Here is a 26,083-nt window from a genome sequence, read left to right on the forward strand (position 1 = left end):
CCGGAGCGCCGAGCCGGGGTCCAGGGGAAAGTTCGGCGCAGCCGGCAAGACCCCACCACCCGTCCCGTTTGAGCGGCCTCCGGCCACCTCTTGCGCTAGGCCCCGCCTCGCAATCCGCTCGCGCTGCATGCGTCCGGGACGCGAGGGGCCCTCACCCCGCGGGGAAGGTGCAGGCGTTCTCTTCCGGGGTCGGCGCGATGGCGGAGAGTGCCGTCTCGGGGCCGGGGACGGCGGGGCCGAGGATCATCAGGTCCCACTGGTCCTTCACCTCGGCCACCGGGCGCGCGGTCACCGTGTACATCTCCTGGATGAGCTGGTGGTCCCAGGCCCGGTAATAGCCCTTGCGCCCCTTGAGGATGTCGAGCTCCGGCTCCTTCTCGAAGAAGGCAATGAGGTCGGCCGCCTGGGTGCTCTTGGTCTCGGTCATGGCGCGGGCGACCGTCCTGGTGGCCACATAGTCGCCCCAGGCCTGGTTCTCCGGCGGCTTGCCGAACTTCTTCACGAAGGCCGCGACGAAGGCCTTGGATTCCGGCGTCGGCACGTCGTGGTGCCAGATCATCGGCCAGATGCCGCCGAAGGTGCCCTTGCCGGCGCCCCATGCCACCGCCGTATCGAAGCCGAAGCCACCGAACGGATACTTCAGGCCGAACTCCGAATATTGCTTGATGAAGTTGGTGATCTGATTTCCGGCAAGGTTTGAAATCACCACGTCGGGCCGGACCTGGCGCACCTTGAGGAGATAGGGCGAGAAATCCGTGGCGTCGGTGGGCACCAGCTCGTCGGCGATCACCTCGCCGCCGTTGGCGGCGATATAGCGCTTGGCGACGCGCGAGAGGTCGTGGCCGAAGGCATAGTCCGCGGTCAGGAAGAACAGCTTCTTGCCCTTCACCAGCCCGTCGCGGACCATGGCGGCGCCCACCGCCTTCACGTACTGCGTGTTCGCCCCCTCCACATGGAACATGTAGCGGTTGCAGTCCTTGCCACGCAGCGCGTCGGAATTGCCGCCGGTGTTGACGAACACCACCTTGTTGCGCGCCACCACCTGCGAGATGGCGAGCGCCGAGGCGGAGGAGATCTCGCCGATGATGACCGCCGCCTTGTCGCGCTCGATGTAGCGCTCCGCCTTGGAGGAGGCGGTGGCGGGGTTCACGCTGTCTTCCATCACGAGGTTGATCTTGCGGCCATTGATGCCGCCGGCCGCGTTCAGCTCCTCCACCGCGAGCTGCACGCCCATCTGCCCATAGGCGCCGAGCGGGCCGAGGAAGCCGGTGAGCGGGGTGAGGTGGCCGAAGGTGATGGTGTCGGCCTGCGCCTTCACGATGGCCGGCATGCCGACGCCGCCGAGCAGGGCTGCGGCGCCGACACCCTTAAGCAGGGTGCGGCGACCGACGGATGCGGACGCAATGCGGGCGGGATCAGAAAAGTCTGTCACGGCGTCGTCTCCTCCCATGGACCCGGCTTCGATGTTGCGGCGGCGGGATTTTTCCCGTCCGGCCACTGCCGGGATGATTGCCGACTGGCTCGGCTATCTGTTATCTGTGATCACACATAGCAGACGAGAAAGATGGAACACAAGACACGATCTGCGGCCACGACCGATGCCGGCGTGGAGCCCTCGCTCCCCACCGAGACGCCGGGAACGGAGGCGAAGAGCGCCGAGCCGGCCACGGCGCACGGCGCGGGCCTCGACGCCCGCGTGGCGCGCATCGTGCGGCAGACGCTGGCCGATCAGGTCTATGGCGACCTCAAGGAGCTGCTGCTCGCCGGGCGCGCCGCTCCGGGCGAGCGCTTCACCCTGCGCGGCCTCGCCGCCGCCATCGGCACCAGCGCCATGCCGGTGCGCGAGGCAGTTTCGCGCCTCGTCGCCGAGAACGCGCTGGAGGTGCTGCCCAACCGCGCCGTGCGGGTGCCGCTGATGTCGCGCGCCCGCTTCGTGGAACTGCGCCTCATCCGCATCAGCCTGGAAGGGCTCGCCGTCACCACAGCCGCCGCCGGCGCGAGCGACGCCGAGATCGCCGAGGTGGTACGCTTCGAGCGCCTGTTCGCCGCCGAGCGGGCGAAGAAGAAGCCCGACGGCGCCGTCGCCATGCGCCACAACAAGGACCTGCACTTCGCCCTCTACCGCGCCGCCCACCTGCCCACCCTGATGCAGATGATCGAGAGCCTGTGGCTGCAGGTGGGGCCGGTGCTGAACCTCGATTTCCGCGCCGGCCCGGAGCGGGTGCGGCAGGGCGAGGCCCACCTTCACCACGCCCGCCTCGTCGCAGCGCTCGCCGCCCGCGATCCAGAGGCCGCCCGCGAGGCGCTGGTCGCCGACATCTGGAGCGCCGGCGACTTCATCCTGTCGCGCGGTGTGCTTCCGGACTGACGCGGCGCGCATTACCAAATTACTGGGAGAGATCTGCCATGGACCTCGGCATCGCCGGCATCCGCGTCATCGTCACCGCGGGCGCGGGAGGCATCGGCCTTGAGATCGTCCGTGCGTTCCTGAAAGAGGGCGCGCGGGTGGAGCTGTGCGACGTGGACGAGGCGGCGCTGACGGCCCTCGGCGAGACCGCGCCGGGCGCCACCGGGACCTATTGCGACGTGGCGGACCGCGCTTCGGTAAGTCGCTTCATGGAGGGGGCGCTCGGCCGCCTCGGCGGGCTCGACGTGCTGGTCAACAATGCCGGCATCGCCGGCCCCACCGGCCGCGTGGACCAGATCGCGCCGGAGGATTGGGACCGCACGCTGGCGGTGGACATCACCGGCCATTTCAACGTCACGCGCCTCGCCGTCCCGGCGCTGAAGGAGAGCGACAATCCCTCCATCATCGGCCTGTCCTCGGCCGCCGGGCGCTTCGGCTTCCCGCTTCGCTCGCCTTATGCGGCAGCGAAATGGGGGGTGGTGGGCTTCATCAAGTCGCTCGCCATGGAGCTGGGCGAATACGGCATCCGCGCCAACGCCATCCTGCCCGGATCCGTGGACGGGCCGCGCATCCAGTCGGTGTTCCAGAACAAGGCGCGCGAGCGCAACCTGTCCGTGGAGCAGGTGCAGGCGCTGGCCCTGTCCGCCACCTCGCTGAAGAAGCTCATCCCGCCCCAGCATCTGGCGAACGTGGCGGTGTTCCTCGCCTCGCCCATGGGCTCCACCATCTCCGGTCAGGCCATCGCCGTGGACGGGGACATGCAGATGCTGGTGTGAGGCGGGCGGCGGCGCGAGGAGCGCCGGCAAGGCGCCCCCCGCCGGCTCGCACGACGATCAGATCCCCGCCTGGGACACGAATTTCGGGTTCAGATAGGCCTCGATGGCCTCCGATCCGCCCTCGGATCCGTAGCCCGAATCCTTGACGCCGCCGAACGGCACCTCGGGCAAGGCCAGGCCGAGGTGGTTGATGGTCATCATGCCCGCCTGCACCTGGTGCGCCACCTGCTGGGCGGTCTTCGCCGAGCGGGTGAAGGCGTAGGAGGCGAGGCCATACGGCAGCCGGTTGGCTTCGGTCACGGCCTCGTCGAAATCGGCGAAGGGGAGCATCATGGCGAGAGGGCCGAACGGCTCCTCATTCATCATGCGCATCTCGCGGTTGACGCCGGTGACCACCGTCGGCTCGAAGAAATAGCCCTTGTTGCCGATGCGCGCGCCGCCGGTGGCGACCTCCGCGCCCTTCTGCCGGGCATCGGCGATCAGCGCTTCCATGGCCGGGATGCGGCGCGCGTTGGCGAGCGGCCCCATGGTGGTGCCGGCCTCCAGACCGTTGCCCACCTTGACCCCCTTGGCCACGGTGACGAAGGCATCGACGAATTCGTCATAGACCTTCTCCTGCACCAGAAAGCGCGTGGGCGAGACGCACACCTGGCCGGCATTGCGGAACTTGGCGGTGGCGATCTGCTTCGCCGCCGCCTGCACGTCCGCATCGTCGAACACGATCACCGGCGAATGGCCGCCGAGCTCCATGGTCACGCGCTTCATGTGCGCGCCGGCGAGGGCCGCCAGCTGCTTGCCCACGGGGGTCGAGCCGGTGAAGGTGATCTTGCGGATGATGGGATGGGGAATGAGATACTCGCTCACCTCGGCCGGCACGCCGTAGACGAGGCCGATGACGCCGTTGGGCACTCCCACGTCGATGAAGGCGCGGATCAGCTCGGCCGGCGAGGCCGGCGTCTCCTCCGGCGCCTTGACGATGATGGAGCAGCCGGCGGCGAGGGCGCCGCACAGCTTGCGCACCACCTGGTTGATGGGGAAATTCCACGGCGTGAAGGCCGCCACCGGACCCACCGGCTCCTTGACCACCAGCTGGTACACGCCCGGGGCGCGGGCCGGGATCACCCGGCCGTAGGCGCGGCGCGCCTCCTCGGCAAACCAGTCGATGATATCGGCCGCGGCCAGCGTCTCCATCTTCGCCTCGACGAGCGGCTTGCCCTGTTCGAGCGTCATCAGGCGCGCGATGGCATCGGCGCGCTCGCGCAGAAGATCGGCGGCCTTGCGCATGAGCTTGGAACGGTCGAAGGCCGACATCCTGCTCCAGGTCGCGAACCCCTTCTCCGCTGCCGCGAGCGCCGCGTCCAGATCGCCGCGGGAGCAATGGGCGACGGTGCCGATTTCCTCCTCCGTCGCCGGATTGATCACCGGGATGCGACGCCCGCCCTCGGCATCGCGCCAGATGCCGTCGATGTGGAGCTGGACGTCGGGATAGGTCTCGGACGGCATGGCATCCTCCTGGTGGGCGAACGGGGGCATTGGAGCGCCCACCGATCCGCCGGGACTGATCGTTGCGCCTTCTTGCGTCCGTGACCCCACCCGCCTCCCGTAAGGAAGGCATCGGCGGTCAAGCTGATGGGAAAGGGCGGCGGACACCGGGGCGGGCGTGTATCTTAGGCGGAGCCGCCGCGCTTGAGAACCGTGCGACAAGCGGGAACTGCGACCGAGGCCCGCGGCGTTGGCATGGCTGCGTCTCTCCGCCCGCTGCGACGCCCGCCACTCTGGGAGGAAACCATGAACACCGCCAACCTGCAGCTTGAAGGCGTCCTGCTCGTCCTGTCACGCATTCTTGAGACGCTGCGCCGCAAGGGCCTTCTCACCGAACAGGAAATCTCGACCGCGCTCGCCGAGGCGGAAGACGCCGCGCGCCGCGACGCGGCCAATCGCACCATCAGCCCGGGCCAGGCGGAAGGGGTTCTGTTTCCCATCCGCTTCCTGAAGGCTGCCACCAACCTCGCCGAGGGTCCTGCGTTGACCTTCAGCGATACCACTGCGCTGGTTACCGAGGCCAAGCACCGCTAGTGCCTGCGAAAACGCAGCCGATGCCGTGGCTCAAGCCGCCATTACGGTTGCGACGATGGCGACGCAGACGAGCAAAGCGGCGGTAAGGCCCCACAGGCGCCAGTCCGGGGGCGCCGAAGCGGGCGCTCGGTTGTCTTCCTCGCTGCGGCCCCTGACGCCGATCATGGGATCGCCGTCGGCGATGCGGTCACCCGGCTGCGGCGGCCCGTAAGGCGGCAGAGGACGACGGCGCAGGCGGTAGCTTTGGCCGGCGGCCTCATCGTCGGTGCCGAGGGGCGCGGCGCCAGGGTCGCTCTCGCGGGTGGCGATGGGTTCGCGCCGGGAGCGGGGTTCGACCGCGTGCCGGAACTGCTCTGCATTGGCCATGACGATCTCCAGGATGCGTCGCGACCGCTCGCGGCGGCGCGCGCCTGCATCAGGAACCCGGCATGCGGTCTCGCGTTCCACCGGAGAACCGGAGACATTAACCATGGTCGGAACCATCGGTGCAGCGCGCGCCCTCGTCGCCTTGGCAGCAGGTCTCACACTGGCCGCCGCGGCGGTCGTGCCGCCGCTCAGCGCGCAGTCCGCCACGACGTCAGCGCCCGCCACCGCCGTACCGTCCACCAATGCCTTCATCGCGGCGGCAGCCACCGGCGATCTCTTTGAAATCGAGACGTCCAAGCTCGCCATGGAGCGCGTCGGCGACCCCGCCACCAAGACCTTCGCCCGCAAGCTCGTCCAGGAGCACACGGCGTCCACCGACGAGCTGAAGACCCTCGTGCGCGCGGCTACCCTCGAGGTTTCGCTTCCGACTACGCTGGAGGGCGAGCCTGCGCGCAAGCTGGAACAGCTGCGCGGGCTGTCCGGCCCCGCCTTCGCCACCGCCTATGCGCAGATGCAGGAGGAGGCGCTGAAGCAGACGGTGACGCTGTTCGAGAGCTACGCCACCAGCGGCGAGTTGCCGGTCCTGAAGGATTGGGCCGGCCGCAGCCTTCCCGCGCTGCGCCAGAACATGCGCACTGCAGACAGCCTGACGCGCTAGTCGATTCAAAGCGTTACGATCGGCGCCTCAGCGGGCGCCGATCACCATTTCCTTGATCCATCGCACAAGGAGAGTGGTGTAGGCGGCGCGGCTGCGCTCGTCGGACAGCCCGTGGTCTGCCCCGGTGATGACGCGATAGGTCAGGGAGCGTGCACGCCGGAAGGCACCCACATAATTGGCGATCGTCGGATGAGGGATGTAATCGTCCGCCTCCGACTCGATCACCAGCACGTCGCCGCGGAAATCGGCGCACGCGGAAAGCGCGCGATTCTCTTTGGGGCTCATCTCCTGCGAGCGGAAGAGATTGAGGTCGACGCGGTCGATCTTCCCCTTCGGCTTCTCCCAATGCTGATCGCGATAGATGGCCGGCACGCGCAGGCTCATCCATCGCACAGGCCGGGCTTCCGACAGGAGCGGCGCAAGGTAGGCCCCATAGCTCGATCCGATGACCGCGACGGCCGACTTGTCCACCATGGGCTGGGAGACGAGGAGGTCGTAGGCGGCGAGCGCATCCTCGAAGTTCTGCCGGGGCGTGACGGTGTCGCGCATCTCCCGCGTCGCTTCGTGGCCGCGCAGATCGAACGTCAGGCACAGGCAGCCTAGGCCCGCGATTTCGGCCGCGCGCCGCAAGTCCGCCTCCTGGCTCCCCGACCAGCCATGCAGGAACAGGACACCCGGCACACCCGTCTCAGGCACCGCGAAGGTGCCGTCCACAACATTGTCGCCGGCATGAATACGGACTTTTTCGCTACGCATGGGTCCTGGATTCGATGAACGCGTATTTCGTGAGGTATCCAACTTCTGGGTCGTCAGCATGATAATAGATATCAGCCTCTGGTGGAGGGTTCGCGGCGGGACCATAAGCCTCGTGGCATGCGGCCACGACCGAGCGTAGTCCCGGGTCGTTGAGCGCCTTGAGGGCGACGATCTCCGCCCCGCTGGCCCCACCGATCCGCCAGGACTGCTCGAGAACGCCGGCGCGCGAGCGCCCCCGCGCATCCCGTCCCAGCACCACGTCATAATTGCGGCGCGAGGCAAAGAAGCCGGGGTAGTGGCGGTCCGCCGCCTCGTCATAGGCACGGGCATGGCCCGCCGCCCGGTGAAGCGCGTCCGGCAAGGGAGCGGCCGCCAATTCGGCGAAACCGCCCCGAACCACATAAAGGCGAGACCCACCGTAGGCCGGGCCGCCCGTATTGTTCGTCGTCATGCGCTGGGTGCCCACATAGGCAATCCTCAGCGCGCCCACGTCCACCCGCCCGACGCTGAAGGTCAGCACATCGGACAAATCCTCTTCCAGCACGAGGCCGCATTCGGCGAGGCAGCCGGAATCGAGCTCCGCAAGAGCCCGCGCCACGCCGCGCTCGTCGCTCGCCACCACCTGCTCGTGGCCACCATCGGCCCAGGCGGGCTTCAACCGCACCGGCCCCCGGATGAGCAGGCGATGGGCCGCCGCCTGTGCATCCTTAACCGTGAAGGCGGAGAAGCCGCCGAGGGCGTGGGGCATCACATCGGCGGCGAAACCGTCGCTCCAACCCGCCGGACAGGCCGCATCGGCATCCAGCCGGGGATGGGTGATGGACTTCCCCGCAACGAAGCGCGACGGCACAACGCCGCCGTAGAGGTCGTCCGCACCGACAATGCCCAGCCGATGCGCGTCTTCGGTCAGGAGGGTCGAATCCGGCACCACATAGGGGCCCTCGCGATCCGGGGCAGTGGGTTGGGCAGTCGTGACCACCGGACCGTCGCCGCGCAAGAGGGCGAGGCGGGCAGCGAGGGCGGCGACGGAGCGGGCACGATGTCCCCGCTCCGGCATGGCGGGGTCGCGATGGTGCAGCACGGCACGCCGCGTCGAAACGCTGGACAGCGCGGGCTGAAGGACGGGTACAGGCGTCGCGGCGGGCGTTGGAACGGCAAGGCTCATGCGTTCACTCCTGTGCTGACCTCCTAACGCGACGCATTCCCTTGCGTTCCCGCAGTTTTTGCCGCACCGCGGGAAACAGTTTGGGGGGTTTCTACGTTATGTCCTCAAAGAATTCGCACACATCGCAGTCTATCCCAGGCGGCCCTCCGCCGGAGGAACATCCATGCGCATCGCCCAGGTCGCCCCGCTCATCGAGAGTGTTCCCCCGCGCCGCTATGGCGGCACAGAGCGGATCGTGTCCTACCTCACCGAGGAACTGGTGCGCGCCGGTCACGAGGTGACCCTGTTCGCCAGTGGCGATTCCCTCACCGCGGCGCATCTGGAACCCATGTGCGAGACCGGTTTGCGCCTCACGCCCGGCCCCGTGGACCCGATCGTGCATCACATGGTGATGCTGGAAGAAGTGCGCCGGCGGGCCAACGACTTCGACGTGATGCACGTGCATCTGGACCTGCTGCACTACCCCGTCCTGCGGGAAGAGCAGGCCCGCTGCCTCACGACGCTGCACGGCCGGCTCGACCTGCCCGCCGTCCACCGCCTCTATTCCTGCTATGAGGACTTCCCCCTCATTTCCATTTCCGATCACCAGCGCCTTCCGATGCCGCCTGTGAACTGGGCGGGCACCATCCACCATGGCCTGCCGAAGGACCTGCTGCCCTTCAGCCCGAAGGCTTCGGGCTATCTCGCCTTCCTCGGCCGCATTTCGCCCGAGAAGCGGCCCGACCGCGCCATCGAGATCGCCGCCAAGGCCGGGATGCCGCTGAAGATCGCCGCCAAGGTGGATCGCGCCGACCTCGCCTATTGGGAGGATGTCATCAAGCCAATGGTGGATTCGACGCCGGGCGTCGAGTTCATCGGCGAGATCGACGAGCGCCAGAAGGCGGACTTCCTCGGCGGCGCCGCGGCGCTGCTCTTCCCGATCGACTGGCCGGAACCCTTTGGCCTCGTGATGATCGAAGCCATGTCGTGCGGCACGCCTGTCATCGCGTTTGCCCGTGGTTCCGTGCCGGAAGTTCTCGAAGAAGGCGTCACCGGCTTTCTGGTGGAGAGCGTCGAAGAAGCCATCGAGCGCGTGGGCGAGATCGATCGCCTCGATCGCGCCGCGATCCGGCGTATCTTCGAGCAGCGCTTCTCGGCCGAGCGGATGGCTCGCGACTACGTCGCCATTTATCAGCGCCTCGCTGCCCGGGCCGGGGAGAAGCCGATCGCCGCTGCCAGCGCCGCGATCTCGCCGCTTCGCCTCGTGAACGGGAGCCTTGATGTCCATCTCTGAAGCCGCCCGGGTCAGCGTACCCGACGACCGTGAGCCGGATTATGTCATCGCCGCGTCGGCCTCGCAGATCGAGACGACGCCGCGCACCCTGAAACACGACGACACGTTCGCCGTGTTCGACGCCCATGGCGACGCCGTGCCGGGACTCGCCAGCAATCACGGGGTGTTCCACCGCGACACGCGGCATCTGTCGCACTATTTCCTGACCATCGAGGGGGTGCGGCCGCTGCTGCTTTCCTCGACGGTGCGGGATGACAACGCGACTCTCACCTGCGACCTCACCAATCCCGACCTCGGTGCGGCGGAGGGGGTTGCGGAGATCCTGCACGATCTCATCCACATCCGTCGTTCGCGCTTTCTTTATCGGTCGACGTGCCACGAGTGCATCAGCGTCCACAATTACGATGTGGAACCGCGAAACATCGCTCTTGCCTTGTCCTTCGCCGCCGATTTCGCCGATCTGTTCGAGGTGCGGGGAGCGACGCGCCTGCGGCGCGGCACGCTGCGGGCCCCCGATGTCGCGCGCGACACCGTGCGCCTCGCCTACTCCGGCCTCGACGGCGGCCAGCGCATGACGGTGCTGCGCTTCGAGCCTGCGCCCACGACGCTCTCCGGCGGGCATGCGCTGTTCCAGCTCGACCTTCCTCCAGGCGGCACGCAGGTGCTGTATTTCGAGGTCCGCTGCGAGGGTCATGTCCCTGACGAGACGCCGAAGCTGGCCTTTCGCCGCGCGTTGCGCCTTTCCCGCGCAACCCTGCGCGCGCGGGCGGCGCGGGCGACGCAGGTCGTATCCTCCAACCAGCATTTCAACGACGCGCTGCGGCGGGCGACGAGCGACCTCAACATTCTCGTCACCGACACGCCCGAAGGCTCCTACCCCTACGCGGGCGTGCCGTGGTTCAGCACGGTTTTCGGCCGCGATGCCCTCATCACCGCGTTCCAGACCTTGTGGATGGACCCCTGCATCGCCCGCGGCGTGCTGCTCCACCTTGCCGCCAATCAAGCCGACCGGCTTGACCCGGCCGCCGACGCCGAGCCCGGCAAGATCCTGCATGAGGTCCGGTTCGGCGAGATGGCGGAGCTGGGGGAGGTGCCGTTCCGCCGCTATTACGGCAGCGTCGATTCCACGCCGCTCTTCGTAATGCTGGCCGGAGCCCACCTTGAGCGCACCGGCGACCTCGATACGGCGCGCCTGCTTTGGCCATCGGTCCAGGCCGCGCTCGGCTGGATCACCGATCATGGCGACCGCGACGGCGATGGCTTCGTCGAATACGGCCGCATGCGCGGTGACGGTCTGGTGAATCAGGGCTGGAAGGACAGCCACGACAGCGTCTTCCACGCCGACGGCTCGCTGGCGCGCGGTCCCATCGCGCTCGTCGAAGTGCAGGGCTATGTCTATGCGGCCTGGCGCGCCGCCGCCGCCATCGCCCGCCAGCTGGGCCTGGACGGCGAGGCTTCGGCATTCGAGGTCCGGGCCGAACGGCTGAAGACGGCCTTCGATGCAGCCTTCTTCGATGCGGCCCTCGGCACTTACGTGCTCGCTCTCGACGGGGAGAAGCGGCCCTGCCGGGTGCGCACGTCCAACGCTGGCCACACCCTGTTCAGTGGCATCGCGACGCCCGAGCGGGCCGAGGCGGTGGTGGCCCAGCTCATGTGCAACAGCTCGTTCACCGGCTGGGGTGTCCGCACGCTCGCCTCCACGGAGGCGCGCTACAATCCCATGAGCTATCACAACGGCTCCGTCTGGCCGCACGACAATGCGATGATCGCCCTCGGCCTTGCGCGCTACGGTTTCCGGGCGGAAGTCGCGCGCATCTTCGAGGGGTTGTTCCGCGCGGCCATCTATTTCGATCTGAGGCGTCTGCCGGAGCTGTTCTGCGGGTTCACCCGCCAGCGCAGCCAGGGACCGGTTTCCTACCCGGTGGCCTGCGCCCCGCAGGCCTGGGCCGCCGCGGCCCCGCTCGCCCTCCTCCAGGCGACGCTCGGCCTCGGATTCGATACTGCAGCCCGGCGCGTGACCTTCGATCGACCCACCATGCCCGACTTCCTCGACAGCCTCGTGTTGCGCGGATTGAGGCTGGGAGAAGACGGCATCGACGTGAAGATCCAGCGCGCCGGCACCTCCGCCGCACTCTCGGTGCTGGAGCGGCGCGGTGCGGTGGGGCTCAAGGTGGAAGCGTAAGTCCAAAGGAAGGCAAGTCGGGCCGTACGCACTGGCCAGCTCGCCGCGAAAGGCGCTATCAAGCTGTCGGGCCGGGCGCCCGACCGCACCCCCGCGCGGGCAAGGTCGAGCGCGCGCGACGGTCCGAGATGCTCGGAGGCGCGCGTGCTGTCCTTTATCGAACGCCATGTCATTGCCTGCCTGATCGGCGCCGTCGCCGCCGCCTTCCTGATCTACGAAACCTCCGTGCACTTCTTCGCCTATACGGGCGACGCCTACGTGGACACCCACGTCATCTTCGTCGCGCCGGAAGTGTCCGGACCGCTGGCGCAGATGCCGGTGCGCGACGATGCGCAGGTGGAGGCCGGGACGCTCCTTGCCGAGATCGAGCGCACGCCCTTCGCCCTTGCCGTGGCGCAGGCCGAGGCGGAGGTGACGCTTGCCGCCGACCGCATCCGCACGGCGCGCGCGGCCATCGACGAGAGCACCGCCATGGTGGCGGCGGCCCGCGCCTCCCTCGACACCGCGCTGCTCCAGCAGTCCCGCTCGGAGGCGCTTTCCGCCACCGGAGACATATCCGCCGAGGCGCTGGATACCGTGCGGCGGGACGCCAGCGTCGCCATGGCCGATCTCGAAAAGGCCCAGAGCCTCGCCGCTGTCGCCCAGACCCTGGTCACCGTCCGGCAGGCCGAGCAGGCCGCCGCCGTCCAGACCCTGGCCCAGGCCAACTACCAGCTGTCGCGCACCCGCATCACCAGCCCGGCCGCCGGCCGCGTCGCGCCTTTGACCGCGCGGGTGGGGGATTATGCCAGCGCCGGAAAGCCGCTGGCGGCGGTGGTGTCCAATGCGGATTGGCACATCCTCGCCGCCGTAGAGGAGCGCCACCTCGCCCGGCTGAAGCCAGGGCAGAGCGTGCTGTTCACCATCGGCTCGGACCCGTGGCGGCTGCACTGGGGAACGGTGCGCTCAATTTCCCCCGGCATCGCCCGCGCCGCCACCGAGACCGGTGCCCTGCCCTACGTGCCACTCGACACCGACTGGATCCGCCTGCCCCGCCGCTTTCCCGTGCTCATCGACATGGGCGCCGTGCCGCAGCAGCAGCCGCTCTATCGCGGCGCCGATGCCCGCGTGCTGATCTGGTTCTGAGCCATGGCGTCCCCCGGCTGGAGCGCGCGGCAGGGCCTCATCACCGCCGCGAGCGTCGTGCTGGCGGTGTTGATGGCGGCCGCGCTCGGGCTGGAGGGCCTGTGGTGGGCCGCCATCTCGGCCTGGGTGGTGTCGAACCCCGACTTCGCCGCCCTCTGGCGCAAGGCCGCCATGCGCCTCGTCGGCACCGCCGTGGGGCTCACCGCGGGTTACGCCCTCGCCATCGGGCTTGAAGGGGTGCCTGCGTTCCAGGCGCTGGCGCTGTTCATCATCTGCGCCGTCGGCTCCTACCAGCGCTTCGCCAGCCGCTATGGCTACGCCTGGTTCTACGGCACCATCACGCTGATGCTGATGATCGCGGTGAGCATCGTCGAGACCGACGCCCTCTTCGCCTTCGCCGAGAACCGCTTCCTCGAGATCGCCTGCGGCGTTGTGGCGAGCGCCTTCGCCCATGCCGTCGGACGCCCGCGAGGGAGCGCGGTCCCGCCGCCGCAGGGCGCGGCGTCCCAGGGCCGCGATGCCGATCTCGATCTCGTCCATCTGGCGCTGGTAGCGGGCGTGTCCGTGGTCGCCATGGTCGCGCTGTGGTCGTGGTTCGACCTGCCGTCCATGCCGCAGGCCATCGGCTCAAGCCTCGCGGTTCTGGACAAGGACTTCGCCTCCATCCGTGTCCGCGCGCGCCAGCGCTTCCTCGGCTGCGTGCTCGGCGCCGCCCTCGGCCTCGCGGCGCTGCTGTTCGAGCTGGACGCGCTGCTCGTCTATGCCACCGTGCTCGCCGCCGGGATCTTCTGTTTCTCGCGGCTCCACCACGGCGGCGGCGCGCAGTCCTACATCGGCACGCAGGGCGGGCTCGCCTTCATCACGGCGCTGGTGACGGACGGCGGCCCCCCCGCCGAGGTGCTGCCGGTGCTGGAGCGGCTCGCCGGCATCTTCATCGGCGTCGCCCTGATGGTTGTGGTGTCGATGGTGCTCGCGGCCCTGCACCGCCGCCCGCGCCCGGTTCAGGCGCCCGACGCCGCCTGAGGCGCGCCCACAGCCCGCACCTCGGCGAGACAGGCGGTGACGCAGGCCACCGCCGCGCTGGCCACCAGCCGCACCACGGAATCGAGCCCCTTCGCCTCCACCGCCACGGAAATGCTCTGCGGCTCGGCGCCGGTGTCGCGCACGGGAATGAACCTGAGCGCCCCCGAGACCAGCTCCGGCGCGGCATCCAGCTCCGAGGTGATGAGGGCGTAGCGGCCGGAACAGGCGAGCTGCTTCATGAGCTGGAGCGAATTGGTCTCGATCCGCCCCTTGGGATCGGCGAACAGCCAGCCGTACTGCGCATCGAGGAAGCGGCGGATGGCCAGCGAGCGGCTCTGCAGCACCACCGGGTGGGAGGAAATCTCCTGCAGGCTCACCGATGCGCCGCGCGCGAGGGGATGGCCCGGCGCCACCACGCAGCCGAACGGCAGGTCGGCCCGCCACAGCACTTCGAGATCGCGGCGCGGCGGCAGATTGAAGGCGATGGCGATGTCCGCCCGTCCGCCCACAAGCGCCGGGGCAGCCTCATCCGGGCTGCCGATCTCGATGTCCAGGGAGATGAAGGGATGCGACGCCGCCACCTGCTCCACGAGGCGGGGCAGGAGGCCGGTGGCGTGGCTGTCCATGGCGAACAGCCGCGCATGACCCTGCTGGATGCCCTGGAGCCGGCGGATCTCCGCCACCGCGCGCCGCTCCTCCATGCGCCAGCGCCGGATGAGGCCGACGATGGCCTCCCCCGAGGCGGTGAGCCGCATGCCGCGCGGACGGCGCTCGAACAGCTCCACGCCGAGATCCTGCTCCAGCAGCAGGATCTGCCGGTCGATGGCGGAAGCGGCGACGCGCAGTTCCCGCGCCGCTTGCTGGATGGAGCCCGAGCGCGCCACCTGGTCCACGTAGCGCAGGGCCGCGGGCACGAAGGGGTTCCTCACCGGAAGGATCTCCATTCTAATTTCTAGAATGGATTGTTGCCCAAGCTGCGATGGACGGCAATGGAGGAAGTGCCTAGCCTTCTCCTCACAAACTCAGCCCCCACAAGCGCGGATCGCACCGCGCACCTGATCCAGAGGATGCCGACCATGCCGCTTCCGATGCCCCCTGCTGCCCGCTCCGGCCTGTCCCGCCGCACTCTCCTCGCCGGCGGCATGGCCGCGGCCCTCGGCGCCGCGCTCCTCGCGCCCGGCGCTGCCGTCGCCCAGTCGGATTGGCCGGCGAAGCCTGTGCGCATCGTGGTGAGCTTCCCGCCGGGCGGCACCAGCGACATCGTCGCCCGCCTCGTGGGCCAGCACCTCACGGAGAAATTCGGCCAGCAGTTCCTGGTGGACAACCGGCCCGGCGCCGGCGGCACCGTTGCGGCGGATCTCGTGCGCAAGGAGGCGCCGGACGGCTACACGCTGATCCTCGCCAACAACGCCCCCTTCACCATCGCCCCCACCCAGTTCAAGAAGATCCCCTACGACCCGGTGAAGGACTTCACCCACATCGCCTATATCGGCGCCTCCGCCCCCGGCCTGATGGTGCAGCCCTCGCTGGGCGTGAAGGACATGGCGGGCCTCGTCGCCCTCTCCAAGACCGAGAAGCTCACCTACGGCTCGAGCGGCGTCGGCTCCATCAGCCACATTCTCGGCGAAGCCATCAAGAAGAAGACCGGCCTCCAGATGACCCACGTGCCCTACAAGGGCAGCGCCCCGGCCATCCAGGATTTCAAGGCCGGCGTGCTGAAGGCCTATTACGACCTGCTCGCCCAGAACGTGCCCATGCTGAAGGCCGGCGAGGCGGTCGCCCTCGGCGTCGCCGCCCCGCAGCGCATCTCGCAGGCCCCGGACGTGCCCACCTTCCGCGAGCAGGGCATCGACATCGTGCTGGAAAACTGGCTCGGCGTGTCCGGCCCCGCCGGCATGGCGCCGGACCTGACCAAGAAGATCCAGGATGCGGTCGCCGACGCTCTCGCCCTGCCGGCGGTGAAGGAGAAGCTTTTCGCCTGGGGCGTCGAAACCCGGCCCATGACCACGGCCGAATACGGCGCCTTCGTCGCCGACCAGATCGAGGTGTGGCGCCCCCTCATCATCGAGGCCGGCGCGCAGGAGAAGTGAGGCCGCCATGCCACGCGCCATCCTCAATGCCCCTGCCCTGCTCCGGCGCCGCGAGTTTCTCTCCGGCCTCTTCGTCCTCGCCCTCGGCGGCTTCTGCCTGCTCGCCGTGGGCGACCTGGAGATCGGCACCGTCACCGAAATGGGGCCCGGCTACGTGCCCAACGCGGTGGCCTGGCTCATCGTCCTCGCCGGGGCGGGCATGACCCTCGCCGGCTTCTGGGACGCGGCCGAAGTGGAGGAGACGGTGCACTGGCGACCGCTCCTCGTGATCTCGGCGGCGGTGTGCGTGTTCGGCCTTCTGGTGGACCGCTACGGCATCGTCCTCGCGGTCGTCGCGTCCACCTATGTGGCGAGCTTCGCCAGCCCCATCACCCGGCACCGCGAGACACCCTATCTGTGCGTGGTGCTCGCCGCCCTCGGGGCCTTCGCCTTCGTCAAGGGCCTCGGCCTCGCCATTCCCATCTGGCCGCGCTGAGGCCCACGGGACACCGCTCCCTCTCCCGCTGTGGGAGAGGCCATCGCCCTTCCATCCCTCTCGCGGGAGCCGGTCATGGACCTGTTGCAGAATATCGCGCTCGGAATGAGCGTCGCCGCCGGGTTCGAGAATCTGCTGTTCTGCTTTCTCGGGGTGCTGCTCGGCACGCTCATCGGGGTGCTGCCGGGCATCGGCGCGGTGGCCACCATGGCCATGCTGCTGCCGCTGACCTTCCACCTTGCGCCCACCACCTCGCTCATCATGCTGGCGGGCATCTATTACGGCGCGCAATACGGCGGCTCCACCACGGCGATCCTGGTCAACCTGCCGGGCGAGGCCAATTCGGTGGCGACCACCCTCGACGGTTACGCCATGGCGAAGCGGGGCCGCGCCGGAGCGGCGCTCGCCATCGCCGCCATCGGCTCCTTCTTCGCCGGCACCGTCTCGACCCTGCTCATCGCCCAGTTCGGCCCCGCCATGGCGGCTCTGGCCCTGAAATTCGGGCCGGTGGAATACTTCTCGCTGATGCTGCTCGGCCTCGTCTGCTCCATGGTGCTGGCGGCCGGCGCCCTGCACAAGGCGGTGGTGATGATCCTGTTCGGCGTCTTCCTCGGCCTCGCCGGAACCGACGCCAATTCCCCCATGCCGCGCCTCACCTTCGGCGTGGACGCCATGGCCGACGGCATGAGTTTCGTCGCCATCGCGGTGGGTCTGTTCGGCATCACCGAGATCATCCTCAATCTAGAGCGCGATCTCACCCGCATTGGCGCCATCCCGCTCCGGGACCTGTTTCCCACGCGGGAGGAGCTGAGGGAGAGCGCGGGCCCCATCGTGCGCGGCACCTTCCTCGGCTCGGTTCTGGGCGTGCTGCCCGGCGGCGGTGCGCTCCTCGCCTCCTTCGGCGCCTACGCCCTGGAGAAGAAGATCTCGAAGACGCCGGAGCGCTTCGGCAAGGGCGCCATCGCCGGCGTCGCCGCCCCGGAGGCCGCCAACAATGCCGGCGCGCAGACCTCCTTCATTCCGCTGCTCACGCTGGGCGTGCCCTCCAACGCCATCATGGCGGTGATGGCCGGGGCGATGACCATCCAGGGCGTGATCCCCGGCCCGCAGGTGATGGTGGAGCACGCACCGCTGTTCTGGGGCATGATCGCCTCCATGTGGATCGGCAATCTCATGCTGCTGGTGCTGAACCTGCCGCTGGTGGGGCTGTGGGTCAAACTGCTCCAGGTGCCCTATCGGCTGATGTTCCCGGCCATCCTGTTCTTCTCGGCCATCGGCGTCTATTCCATCGCGAACGCTTCGTTCGACGTCTATCTGGCGGTGATGATGGGCGTGCTCGGCTATGTCATGGCGAAGCTCGGCTTCGAGGCGACGCCGTTGGTGCTGGGCTTCATCCTCGGGCCGATGATGGAGGAGAATTTCAAGCGCGCCATGCTGCTGTCGGGCGGCGATGCGGCGACCTTCATCGAGCGGCCCATCTCCGCCGGCCTCCTCCTCATCTGCGCCCTGATGCTCGGCCTCATGCTGCTGCCGAGCTTCGCCAAGACCCGGCAGGTGGCGCTGAAGGAAGACTGAGCCCGCGCCGCCCACACAGATCCAAGGGAGCGACCCATGGCGACGCCCGTGCGCCTGAACTTCATCCTGAATACCTTCTATTCCGGACCCCAGGCCTGGTTTTTCCTCGCCGATGACCGCGGCTACTTCCGCGACGAGGGGCTGGAGGTCGCCTTCACCGAGGGCGACACCCTCGCCAACGCCGTGCCGCGGCTCGCCGGCGGCGCCTTCGATGCGGGCTACGGCGATATGAACGCGCTAGTGGAATTTGCCGCCGCGCATCCCGAGCGCGCGCCCGTGGCGGTGTTCGCCATGCACAATCGCTCGCCCTACACCATCGCCGTGCCGGCAGCCGGGCCGGTGGCCGCGCCGACCGACCTTGCCGGGCGCACCCTGGTGTCCCATCCCAATGACGCGGCCTGGCGGATGTTTCCCGAATTCTGCCGGGCCACGGGGCTCGATCCGGCGACGGTGAAGGTGGAGGTCAGCGACCTTCCCCACAAGGACATCGTCCCGCTGATGCTCGATGGGCGATGGGCCGGCCTGTTCGGCTTCGTCAACACCATCAATGCCCAGACCATCGAGGCCGGGCTCGACCCGAGCGCGATGCTGCGGCACTTCGAGTGGCAGCACCACGTGCCCTCGCTCTATGGAGCGGCGCTGATGGTGTCGCAAACGCTCCGGCGCGATCACCCGGATGCGGTGAGCGGCCTCGTGCGGGCGGTCAACCGCGGCCTCGCCGACGTGATGGAGGACCTCGAGGCGGCCACCGACGCGGTGGTCCGCCGCAACCCGGCCATGGACCGCGCCGCCAACCGCGCCCGGCTGAAAGGCACGCTGGCGCTGGAGATGGCGCATCCCGAGGCGGTGACGCGGGGCATTGGCGACGCCGACCCTGCCCGCATCGCCACCACCATCGCCCTCATCGCCGCCGCCAAGGGCCTGCCCCGCCTGCCGACGGTGGAAGAGATCTTCGATCCCGCTTTCCTGCCGCCGGCGGAATCCCGCGTCCGCCCACGCCCGGAGGTCTGCCGATGACCGTTCCCGCTTTCACCCGGCCCACTCTCGCCCAGCTCAATGCCTGCGACGACGCCACTTTCACCGCCTGCCTCGGGCCGGTGTTCGAGCATGCGCCCTGGGTGGCCGAACAGGCGGCGCGGCTGCGCCCTTTCGCCAGCGTCGAGGCGCTGCACGGCGCCATGGTCGGCCTCGTCGCCGCCCTGCCCGAGGCCGCCCGCGTCGCCTTGTTCGCCGGCCATCCCGATCTCGCCGGCCCGGCAGCGCGGGACGGCACAATGACGGCGGAGTCCACCGGCGAACAGTCCGCCCTCGGGCTCGACCGCCTGCCGGATGCGGAGGCGCAGCGCTGGGATGCGCTGAACGCCGCCTACCGGGCGCGGTTCGGCTTTCCTTTCATCCTGTGCGCGCGCCACTACGGCCGTGCCGCCATGCTGGAGGTGTTCGAGCAGCGGCTCGCCGCAAGCCGGGAGGAGGAGCTTGCGATGGCGCTGGGCGAGATCGCCCGCATCACGCGCTATCGCATCGCCGACCGCGTGGCAGACCACGGCCTGCCGGACCTCGCCGGCCGGCTCACCACCCACGTGCTCGACACCAGCCGCGGGCGACCCGCAGAGGGCATGCGCCTCGCCCTGCACGAAGTCTCCGGCGCACTGCCCTGCGGCACCACGCAGCCGCTGGTGGAGGCCGTCACCGACGCCCACGGCCAGACCGAGCCGCTCCTCTCAGGGGCGCCGCTGCGCATCGGCCGCTATGAGCTGCGCTTCCACGTGGGCGAATATTTCCGCCGCACCGGCGCGGTGGATCGCGGCTTCGGCTTTCTCGACGTGGTGCCGGTGGTGTTCTGCATCGACGAGCCCACCGGCGACTATCACGTACCGCTGACCGTGACGCCCTTCGCCTACGCCGCCTACCGCGGGCAGTGATCGGCGATATTTTTGCATTTTTGCAAATTTGCGACAGCGAGCCCCGGAGTCGCTCCGCGTCAGTTCTCGCAGTCGCTCGGCGATCTCTCCCCCGCCGAGCGAGCATGGATTTATGTTCGCTGACCTGGCCGGTCACGGTCCGATCAACGGGAAACTGGAGACACAACCTTCTTACAACCCGGACACACGCAATGGACGATGGACCTCGCATTGCAAGGGTGCAAGGTTTTCCCGTTCATTGCGGATGCCGGGATCAAAGCCATGTCGACGCAGGAGCAAAGCGCAGCGGTCCGGGGCCGCAGTCCTGCCCGCGACAGCCTCGGCTGCACCGTCGCCTCTCTCGGCCCACCACAGGAACTCTCGGGTAACGGCTTTGTGATCTATCGGCGCACCCACAGGGAGCGCGATCAGAGCCGGGTCGAAACGGAGGCGAGCGGACGGGGGCTTCTGGCGGGCGTCGCCCTCGGGGCGGGCCATCGCCGGCGGATCTTCGAGGCGGGGCGGAAGGCCGATTATGCGTTTGCCCCAGACAGCTGCTACGTGCGCTCCTTCTTGGACGACTACCGCGCCGACATCGTGACGGGCTTCGATTTCGTCCTGGTGGAGATCGCCCCGCGGGCGCTGCACCGCGCCTGTGCCGATCTCGACCTTCCTCCCGTCGATGCGCTCTCCTGCTCCCCCGGCACGGCGGACCCTGTGCTGGCGGGGCTTGCGCGGGCATTGCTGCCGTCCCTTGCCGCGCCGGAGCGCAGTGCGGCGCTGTTCGTTGACCAGGTGGCGACGGCCATCCAGCTCCATCTCGTCCTGCGCCTTCACGGCGGAAATCCAAGGCCCGAGCGGCGGAGGGGGATGAGTTTGGGGCAGGTCCGGCGGGCGCAGGAGCTGCTGGTGGAGTCGCTTCAGGGAAACGTGCTGATCGGCGACGTCGCCGACGCCTGCGGAGTCTCGCGCAGCCAATTCATCCGCGGCTTCCGCGCCGCGACAGGGGTGACGCCCTACCAGTGGCTGCTCCGCCAAAGGGTTGAACGTGCACGGGAATTGCTGGTGAACTCCAGCCTGCCGCTGGCCGACGTGGCGCTCAGCTGCGGCTTCTCCGACCAGAGTCACATGACGCGCACCGTCTCGCGCCACACCGGCCTCGCCCCCGGCGCGTGGCGGCGCCGGCACTGACGCTCAAGGGTGTGCGCCCCAGCTTTCCGGCCGGGGTTTCGCACCGGCCGGTGCCCGGTTCGGCGTTCGATTGTTCAAAAGCGCCCCTAATCGGCAAGACCGCGGCGGTCGGCCGGCGCCATCCTCGCCATGAACGTCGAGGGATCGTGCCATGATCGCCAGCGCAGCTCGGAAGGTTTCCGCTGGGTCAGGGGGAGGTGCGCGGGGGCGCCAGCGCCTCGGTGCCCGCGAGCACGAGGTCGGCGGCGCGGCCGGCGTCGGTGAGGCTGTATTCCACCAGCCGCACCCGGCCCTCGATCTCCCGACGCGCCACGTAGCCGCCGGCCTCGAGCGCCTTCAGCCGCGCCGAGAGCACCTTCGCCGAGGGCGCGCCCGGCAGCGCCCGCCGCAGCTGGCCGAAACGCAGCGTCCCCCCGCGCGACAGCGCCGCCACGATGTGGCTCGTCCATTCCTGGGCGAAGAACTTGAGGATCGGCTCGGCGGCGCAGGAGGCATGGAGGTTTTGCTTCAGCTTTGCTTCGCTCTTCATCGTATCGACCGGTATCCCCGAAGTAACTAATGGCCCACACGGGGTCGGGGCGCTAGCGTGCCCGCGCCCCACCCAGAAGGAGAGACCTCCGTGACCAACGCCGTCGCTGCCCCTGGCGGAATGCTGCTCACCCCCACCGATCATACCCTCATCATGATCGACTTCCAGTCGCAGATGTCGTTCGCGACCAAGTCCATCGACGCCGTGAACCTGCGCAACAACGCCGCCCTCGTCGCCCATGCGGCGGCCGGCTTCGGCGTGCCCACCATTCTCACCACGGTGGCGGAGAAGAGCTTCTCCGGCCCCATGTTCTCCGAAATCTCGGCGGCCTTCCCCGGCCAGGCGATGCTCGACCGCACGTCCATGAACACCTGGGAGGATGCCGCGGTCATCGCCCGGGTGAACGAGATCGGCAAGGCGCGCATCGTGCTGTGCGGCCTGTGGACCGGCGTGTGCATCGTCGGCCCGGCGCTCTCGGCCATCGACCAGGGCTTCGAGGTGTATGTCATCGCCGACGCCTGCGGCGACGTTTCCGACGAGGCCCACGAGCGGGCCATGGAGCGCATGGTGCAGGCCGGCGCCCGCCCCATGACCGCCCTGCAATATCTGCTGGAGCTCCAGCGCGACTGGGCGCGCACCGGCACCTACGACATGACCACGTCCATCGCCAAGCAGTTCGGCGGCGCCTACGGCCTCGGCATCATCTACGCCAAGACGATGTTCGGCGCCTCCGAGGGCCATTGAGGTGCCGCAATGACCTCGAAGTCCCCACCTTCTGCCGCACCGCCTCAGGCGGCCGCGCCCTGCGCCGGATTTTGGCCCTCCCGTCGGTCGATCCTGGAGATGGGCGCCGGCGCGGCGCTCGCGGCGACCCTCTCCCCGCTGCCGCCGGCAGCGGCCCAGAGCTCCAACCCGCGCACTGCAACCATGGGACACACAGCCATGCCTAGCGTCACCACAAAGGACGGCGTCGAGATCTTCTACAAGGATTGGGGTCCGAAGGACGCCCGTCCCCTCGTCTTCCACCACGGCTGGCCGCTCTCGTCGGACGACTGGGACGCGCAGATGCTGTTCTTCGTCGCCAAGGGCTTCCGCGTGGTGGCCCACGACCGGCGCGGCCACGGCCGCTCCACCCAGGTCTGGGACGGGCATGACATGGACCATTACGCCGCCGATGCCGCGGCGGTGGTGGATCATCTCGACCTGAAGAATTCGGTGCACATCGGCCACTCCACCGGCGGCGGCGAGGCGCTGCACTACACCGTGAAGCACGGCGCGGGCCGCGCGGCGAAGCTGGTGCTCATCGGCGCCGTGCCGCCGCTGATGCTGAAGACCGCGGCCAACCCCGGCGGCCTGCCCATCGAGGTGTTCGACGGCTTCCGCTCGGCGCTCGCGGCCAACCGCGCGCAATTCTTCCTCGATGTCCCCACCGGCCCGTTCTACGGCTTCAACCGGCCGGGCGCGAAGGTGTCCCAGGGCGTCATCGAGAATTGGTGGCGGCAGGGCATGATGGGCGGCGCCAAGGCCCATTACGACGGCATCAAGGCCTTCTCGGAAACCGACTTCACCGAGGACCTCAAGGCGGTCACCGTGCCGACCCTGGTGATGCACGGCGACGACGACCAGATCGTCCCCATCGCCGATTCGGCCCTGCTCTCCGCCAAGCTGGTGAAGGGCGCCGAGCTGAAGGTCTATCCCGGCTACCCGCACGGCATGTGCACCACCCATGCCGAGGTCATCAACGCCGACCTCCTCGCCTTCATCAATTCCTGATCCGAGCGGGCGCCGGCTCCGGCCGGCGCCCCCGTAATCGAGAGAGAGGGCGCATGAAGCTCTACCTCGCCTCCCTCGGCGCCGGCCTTCTGGTGGGCATCGTCTACAGCCTCATCAACGTGCGCTCGCCGGCCCCACCCGTGGTGGCGCTGGTGGGGCTCTTCGGCATCCTCATCGGCGAGCAGATCGTGCCCGTCGCCCGCCATCTGCTGAATGGCGACGGCCTCGCCCGGTCCATCGGGCTCGCCGACTGCTCCGACCATGTCCTCGGGCAGTTGCCGGGGCGGCGCACCGACGCCGAGGCCCCGGCGGAGCCGCCCCCTCCCCCCGGCCGCGGCTGAACGCGACCCTTCCAGTCCAAGGCAAGACCATGAGCGAATCCGGCAGCCCCGAGCCCTGCGATCTCATCCTGTTCAACGGCAAGGTCACCACCCTCGACCCCGGCAATCCGCAGGCCGAGGCGGTGTGCGTCGCCGACGGCCGCATCGTCTACGCCGGGCCGACGCAGGATGCCATGCGCCTCTCCGGCCCGACCACCAGCATCATCGACCTCGACGGGCGGCGGGTCATTCCCGGCCTCATCGACAGCCACATGCACATCATCCGCGGCGGGCTCAACTACAACATGGAGCTGCGCTGGGACGGGGTGACCAGCCTCGCCGACGCCATGGCCATGCTGAAGGCGCAGGTGGCCGTCACCCCGCCGCCGCAATGGGTGCGCGTGGTGGGCGGCTTCACCGAGCACCAGTTCGCCGAGAAGCGCCTGCCGACGCTGGAGGAGATCAATGCGGTGGCACCGGAGACGCCGGTGTTCATCCTGCACCTCTACGACCGGGCGCTGCTGAATGCGGCGGCGCTGCGCGTGGTGGGCTACACCAAGGATACGCCCGACCCGCCCGGCGGCGAGATCGTGCGGGCCGCCGACGGCACCCCCACCGGCCTGCTCGTGGCCCACCCCAACGCCACCATCCTCTACGCCACGCTGGCCAAGGGGCCGAAGCTGCCGGAAGCGTACCAGAAGAACTCCACCCGCCATTTCATGCGCGAGGTGAACCGACTCGGCGTCACCTCGGTGATCGACGCCGGCGGCGGCTTCCAGAACTATCCCGAGGACTATGCCATCATCGAGGAATTGCACCGCGAGGGGCTCCTCACCGTGCGCATCGCCTACAACCTCTTTACCCAGAAACCGAAGGCGGAGCTGGCCGACTTCGCCGGCTGGGCCAAGAACGTGAAGCCCGGACAGGGCGACGCCTATTATCGCCACAACGGCGCGGGCGAGATGCTGGTCTATTCCGCCGCCGACTTCGAGGACTTCCAGGTGGAGCGGCCGGAACTGCCGCCCGGCATGGAAAGCGAGCTGGAACCGGTGGTGCGGCTGCTCGCCGAGAACCGCTGGCCGTTCCGCCTGCACGCCACCTATGACGAGACCATCTCGCGTGCTCTCGACGTGTTCGAGAAGGTGAATGCGGACGTGCCCCTCGCCGGGCTCAACTGGTTCTTCGACCACGCCGAGACCATCACCGACCGCAACATCGACCGCATCGCGGCGCTCGGCGGCGGCATCGCCGTGCAGCACCGCATGGCGTTCCAGGGCGAGTATTTCGTCGACCGCTACGGCGCCCGCGCCGCCGAGCGCACGCCGCCGGTGCGGCGCATGCTGGAGGCCGGCGTTCCCGTCGGCGCCGGCACCGATGCGACGCGCGTCGCCTCCTACAATCCCTGGATCTCCCTGTCGTGGCTCGTCACCGGCCGCACCATGGGCGGGCTCTCCCTCTATCCACCGGCGAACCGCCTCGACCGCGAGAGCGCGCTGCGCCTGTGGACCGAAGCCAACACCTGGTTCTCCACCGAAACGGGCGCCAAGGGCCAGATCAAGGCCGGGCAACTCGCCGACCTGGCGGTGCTGTCGGAGGATTACTTCGCCGTGCCGGAGGACCGCATCCGCGACATCACCTCCGTGCTCACCTTCGTGGGGGGCAAGGCGGTGCATGGCGACGGCGCGTTCCGCCGGTTCGCCCCGCCCCTGCCGCCGGCCATGCCGGACTGGTCGCCCGTGGGACGCTTCGGCGGCTACCAGCCCCGTCCGGCCCAGGCGGAAGGCGCGGCGCGCTACAGCTTCGCCGGCTGCGGCTGCGCCAAGCCCTGCGGCGTGCACGGCCATGCCCATGCCTCCGCCTGGGGCGCCGGCCTGCCGGTGGCCGATGCCCGCGGCTTCTTCGGCGCGCTGGGCTGCGCCTGCTGGGCGGTGTGACGGGAATGGGCGGCTCCTCGTTCCCGCGCGCCGTGGCGCAGGCCGCACGGCGGGTTATCGCCCCGGCGCCGGTCAGGGCGCTGGCCCTGCTGGCGCTCACGGCCGCCTATCTGCAGGGCGGCTTCGTGAAGCTCGTTGATTTTCCGGCGGCGGTGGCCGAGGCGGCGCATTTCGGGCTCGAGCCCGCCGCCCCCGTCGCCGCCCTCACCATCGCGGTGGAGCTGGGCGGCGCGGCACTGGTGCTCAGCGGCGTCTGGCGCTGGCTCGGGGCGCTGGGCCTCGCCGTCTTCACCCTGGCCGCGAGCTTCGTCGCCAACCGCTTCTGGGGGATGCCGGCCGGCCCCGAGCGCTTCATGGCGGCCAACGCCTTCTTCGAGCATCTGGGCCTCGCCGGCGCCTTCGTCCTTGTGGCGTGGTACGATCTCATCTCCTCGTCCAGGGAGGTGCGCGCGTGAGCGATCAGCCCCATGCCGATGCCGGCGCGCCCG

Annotated in this window: 26 protein-coding genes; 19 read left to right on the plus strand and 7 right to left on the minus strand. The window is 69.1% G+C overall.

Annotated features, from left to right (window positions below):
- Nucleotides 1-151: 151 nt before the first annotated feature.
- Complete coding sequence (locus tag ABLE93_RS03500) at nt 152-1,432, minus strand: ABC transporter substrate-binding protein (protein ID WP_348837941.1); 1,281 nt, start codon at nt 1,430-1,432, stop codon at nt 152-154.
- Nucleotides 1,433-1,564: 132 nt separating this feature from the next.
- Here ABLE93_RS03500 and ABLE93_RS03505 point away from each other — a divergent pair, with 132 nt between their 5' ends.
- Together ABLE93_RS03505 and ABLE93_RS03510 are read left to right on the plus strand one after the other, a co-directional pair.
- Nucleotides 1,565-2,368, plus strand: a complete 804-nt coding sequence (locus ABLE93_RS03505) for a GntR family transcriptional regulator (RefSeq protein WP_348837942.1) — start codon at nt 1,565-1,567, stop codon at nt 2,366-2,368.
- Between the two features lie 38 nt (nt 2,369-2,406).
- On the plus strand, nt 2,407-3,183 hold the full coding sequence (locus ABLE93_RS03510; RefSeq protein WP_348837943.1) for an SDR family oxidoreductase: 777 nt from the start codon (nt 2,407-2,409) through the stop codon (nt 3,181-3,183).
- 57 nt (nt 3,184-3,240) lie between these two features.
- Here the strand turns inward: ABLE93_RS03510 and ABLE93_RS03515 are convergent, their stop codons facing one another.
- Complete coding sequence (locus ABLE93_RS03515; RefSeq protein ID WP_348837945.1) at nt 3,241-4,686, minus strand: NAD-dependent succinate-semialdehyde dehydrogenase; 1,446 nt, start codon at nt 4,684-4,686, stop codon at nt 3,241-3,243.
- Between the two features lie 285 nt (nt 4,687-4,971).
- Between ABLE93_RS03515 and ABLE93_RS03520 the strand changes: the two genes are divergently transcribed.
- Nucleotides 4,972-5,259: a hypothetical protein gene (locus ABLE93_RS03520; protein WP_348837946.1), complete on the plus strand. Its 288-nt coding sequence runs from the start codon at nt 4,972-4,974 to the stop codon at nt 5,257-5,259.
- 30 nt (nt 5,260-5,289) lie between these two features.
- On the opposite strand, the gene ABLE93_RS03525 is transcribed toward ABLE93_RS03520, so the two are convergent.
- Nucleotides 5,290-5,625: a hypothetical protein gene (locus ABLE93_RS03525; RefSeq protein ID WP_348837947.1), complete on the minus strand. Its 336-nt coding sequence runs from the start codon at nt 5,623-5,625 to the stop codon at nt 5,290-5,292.
- A gap of 103 nt (nt 5,626-5,728) precedes the next feature.
- Here ABLE93_RS03525 and ABLE93_RS03530 point away from each other — a divergent pair, with 103 nt between their 5' ends.
- On the plus strand, nt 5,729-6,283 hold the full coding sequence (locus tag ABLE93_RS03530) for a DUF4142 domain-containing protein (protein ID WP_348837949.1): 555 nt from the start codon (nt 5,729-5,731) through the stop codon (nt 6,281-6,283).
- 27 nt (nt 6,284-6,310) lie between these two features.
- Here the strand turns inward: ABLE93_RS03530 and ABLE93_RS03535 are convergent, their stop codons facing one another.
- Both ABLE93_RS03535 and ABLE93_RS03540 read right to left on the minus strand, forming a co-directional pair.
- Complete coding sequence (locus ABLE93_RS03535) at nt 6,311-7,039, minus strand: alpha/beta hydrolase family protein (RefSeq protein ID WP_348837950.1); 729 nt, start codon at nt 7,037-7,039, stop codon at nt 6,311-6,313.
- Nucleotides 7,032-8,204, minus strand: coding sequence for a DUF3182 family protein (locus tag ABLE93_RS03540; RefSeq protein ID WP_348837952.1), 1,173 nt, complete (start codon nt 8,202-8,204; stop codon nt 7,032-7,034). The genes ABLE93_RS03535 and ABLE93_RS03540 overlap by 8 nt, the downstream gene beginning before the upstream one ends.
- 163 nt (nt 8,205-8,367) lie before the next feature.
- Between ABLE93_RS03540 and ABLE93_RS03545 the strand changes: the two genes are divergently transcribed.
- From ABLE93_RS03545 to ABLE93_RS03560, 4 genes are all read left to right on the plus strand, one after another.
- A complete protein-coding gene (locus tag ABLE93_RS03545) occupies nt 8,368-9,477 on the plus strand; it encodes a glycosyltransferase family 4 protein (protein ID WP_348837953.1) in 1,110 nt (369 codons plus the stop codon).
- Nucleotides 9,464-11,659, plus strand: a complete 2,196-nt coding sequence (locus tag ABLE93_RS03550) for an amylo-alpha-1,6-glucosidase (protein WP_348837954.1) — start codon at nt 9,464-9,466, stop codon at nt 11,657-11,659. The genes ABLE93_RS03545 and ABLE93_RS03550 overlap by 14 nt, the downstream gene beginning before the upstream one ends.
- Nucleotides 11,660-11,803: 144 nt before the next feature.
- Nucleotides 11,804-12,784 carry an HlyD family secretion protein gene (locus ABLE93_RS03555; RefSeq protein WP_348837955.1) on the plus strand — a complete coding sequence of 327 codons (981 nt, stop codon included), beginning with the start codon at nt 11,804-11,806 and terminating at the stop codon, nt 12,782-12,784.
- A gap of 3 nt (nt 12,785-12,787) precedes the next feature.
- A complete protein-coding gene (locus tag ABLE93_RS03560; RefSeq protein ID WP_348837957.1) occupies nt 12,788-13,807 on the plus strand; it encodes an FUSC family protein in 1,020 nt (339 codons plus the stop codon).
- Here ABLE93_RS03560 and ABLE93_RS03565 read toward each other — a convergent pair.
- The gene (locus tag ABLE93_RS03565; RefSeq protein ID WP_348837958.1) at nt 13,786-14,751 is read right to left on the minus strand and encodes a LysR family transcriptional regulator; all 966 of its coding nucleotides are present in this window, start codon (nt 14,749-14,751) and stop codon (nt 13,786-13,788) included. The genes ABLE93_RS03560 and ABLE93_RS03565 overlap by 22 nt on opposite strands.
- Before the next feature lie 132 nt (nt 14,752-14,883).
- Between ABLE93_RS03565 and ABLE93_RS03570 the strand changes: the two genes are divergently transcribed.
- The 6 genes from ABLE93_RS03570 (at nt 14,884) to ABLE93_RS03595 (ending at nt 21,039) form a co-directional block, all read left to right on the plus strand.
- Nucleotides 14,884-15,897 carry a Bug family tripartite tricarboxylate transporter substrate binding protein gene (locus tag ABLE93_RS03570; protein ID WP_348837959.1) on the plus strand — a complete coding sequence of 338 codons (1,014 nt, stop codon included), beginning with the start codon at nt 14,884-14,886 and terminating at the stop codon, nt 15,895-15,897.
- A 7-nt stretch (nt 15,898-15,904) separates the two neighbouring features.
- Nucleotides 15,905-16,372 (plus strand): tripartite tricarboxylate transporter TctB family protein, encoded by a 468-nt coding sequence (locus ABLE93_RS03575; protein ID WP_348837960.1) that lies wholly within the window; start codon nt 15,905-15,907, stop codon nt 16,370-16,372.
- Nucleotides 16,373-16,447: 75 nt separating this feature from the next.
- On the plus strand, nt 16,448-17,947 hold the full coding sequence (locus tag ABLE93_RS03580) for a tripartite tricarboxylate transporter permease (protein WP_348837961.1): 1,500 nt from the start codon (nt 16,448-16,450) through the stop codon (nt 17,945-17,947).
- Nucleotides 17,948-17,983: 36 nt separating this feature from the next.
- On the plus strand, nt 17,984-18,964 hold the full coding sequence (locus ABLE93_RS03585) for an ABC transporter substrate-binding protein (RefSeq protein WP_348837962.1): 981 nt from the start codon (nt 17,984-17,986) through the stop codon (nt 18,962-18,964).
- Entirely contained in the window at nt 18,961-19,869 is a 909-nt protein-coding gene (gene uraD / locus ABLE93_RS03590) for a 2-oxo-4-hydroxy-4-carboxy-5-ureidoimidazoline decarboxylase (RefSeq protein ID WP_348837963.1), read from the plus strand. Before ABLE93_RS03585 ends, uraD begins: the two co-directional genes overlap by 4 nt.
- A gap of 261 nt (nt 19,870-20,130) precedes the next feature.
- The gene (locus ABLE93_RS03595) at nt 20,131-21,039 is read left to right on the plus strand and encodes an AraC family transcriptional regulator (protein WP_348837964.1); all 909 of its coding nucleotides are present in this window, start codon (nt 20,131-20,133) and stop codon (nt 21,037-21,039) included.
- A gap of 187 nt (nt 21,040-21,226) precedes the next feature.
- Here ABLE93_RS03595 and ABLE93_RS03600 read toward each other — a convergent pair whose 3' ends face one another.
- Nucleotides 21,227-21,568: a winged helix-turn-helix transcriptional regulator gene (locus tag ABLE93_RS03600; protein ID WP_348837965.1), complete on the minus strand. Its 342-nt coding sequence runs from the start codon at nt 21,566-21,568 to the stop codon at nt 21,227-21,229.
- Nucleotides 21,569-21,688: 120 nt separating this feature from the next.
- Between ABLE93_RS03600 and ABLE93_RS03605 the strand changes: the two genes are divergently transcribed.
- The 5 genes from ABLE93_RS03605 to ABLE93_RS03625 all read left to right on the plus strand — a co-directional run bounded on the left by ABLE93_RS03605 (nt 21,689) and on the right by ABLE93_RS03625 (nt 26,050).
- Nucleotides 21,689-22,312 carry a hydrolase gene (locus ABLE93_RS03605; protein WP_348838471.1) on the plus strand — a complete coding sequence of 208 codons (624 nt, stop codon included), beginning with the start codon at nt 21,689-21,691 and terminating at the stop codon, nt 22,310-22,312.
- A 198-nt stretch (nt 22,313-22,510) separates the two neighbouring features.
- A complete protein-coding gene (locus ABLE93_RS03610; RefSeq protein ID WP_348837966.1) occupies nt 22,511-23,341 on the plus strand; it encodes an alpha/beta fold hydrolase in 831 nt (276 codons plus the stop codon).
- A gap of 53 nt (nt 23,342-23,394) precedes the next feature.
- Entirely contained in the window at nt 23,395-23,682 is a 288-nt protein-coding gene (locus ABLE93_RS03615; RefSeq protein WP_348837968.1) for a XapX domain-containing protein, read from the plus strand.
- 29 nt (nt 23,683-23,711) lie between these two features.
- The gene (locus ABLE93_RS03620; protein WP_348837969.1) at nt 23,712-25,595 is read left to right on the plus strand and encodes an amidohydrolase; all 1,884 of its coding nucleotides are present in this window, start codon (nt 23,712-23,714) and stop codon (nt 25,593-25,595) included.
- A gap of 5 nt (nt 25,596-25,600) precedes the next feature.
- Entirely contained in the window at nt 25,601-26,050 is a 450-nt protein-coding gene (locus ABLE93_RS03625) for a DoxX family protein (protein ID WP_348837971.1), read from the plus strand.
- Nucleotides 26,051-26,083: the final 33 nt, after the last annotated feature.

The sequence above is a fragment of the Xanthobacter pollutisoli genome, assembly GCF_040044995.1.
In the GTDB taxonomy this organism is placed as follows: domain Bacteria; phylum Pseudomonadota; class Alphaproteobacteria; order Rhizobiales; family Xanthobacteraceae; genus Xanthobacter.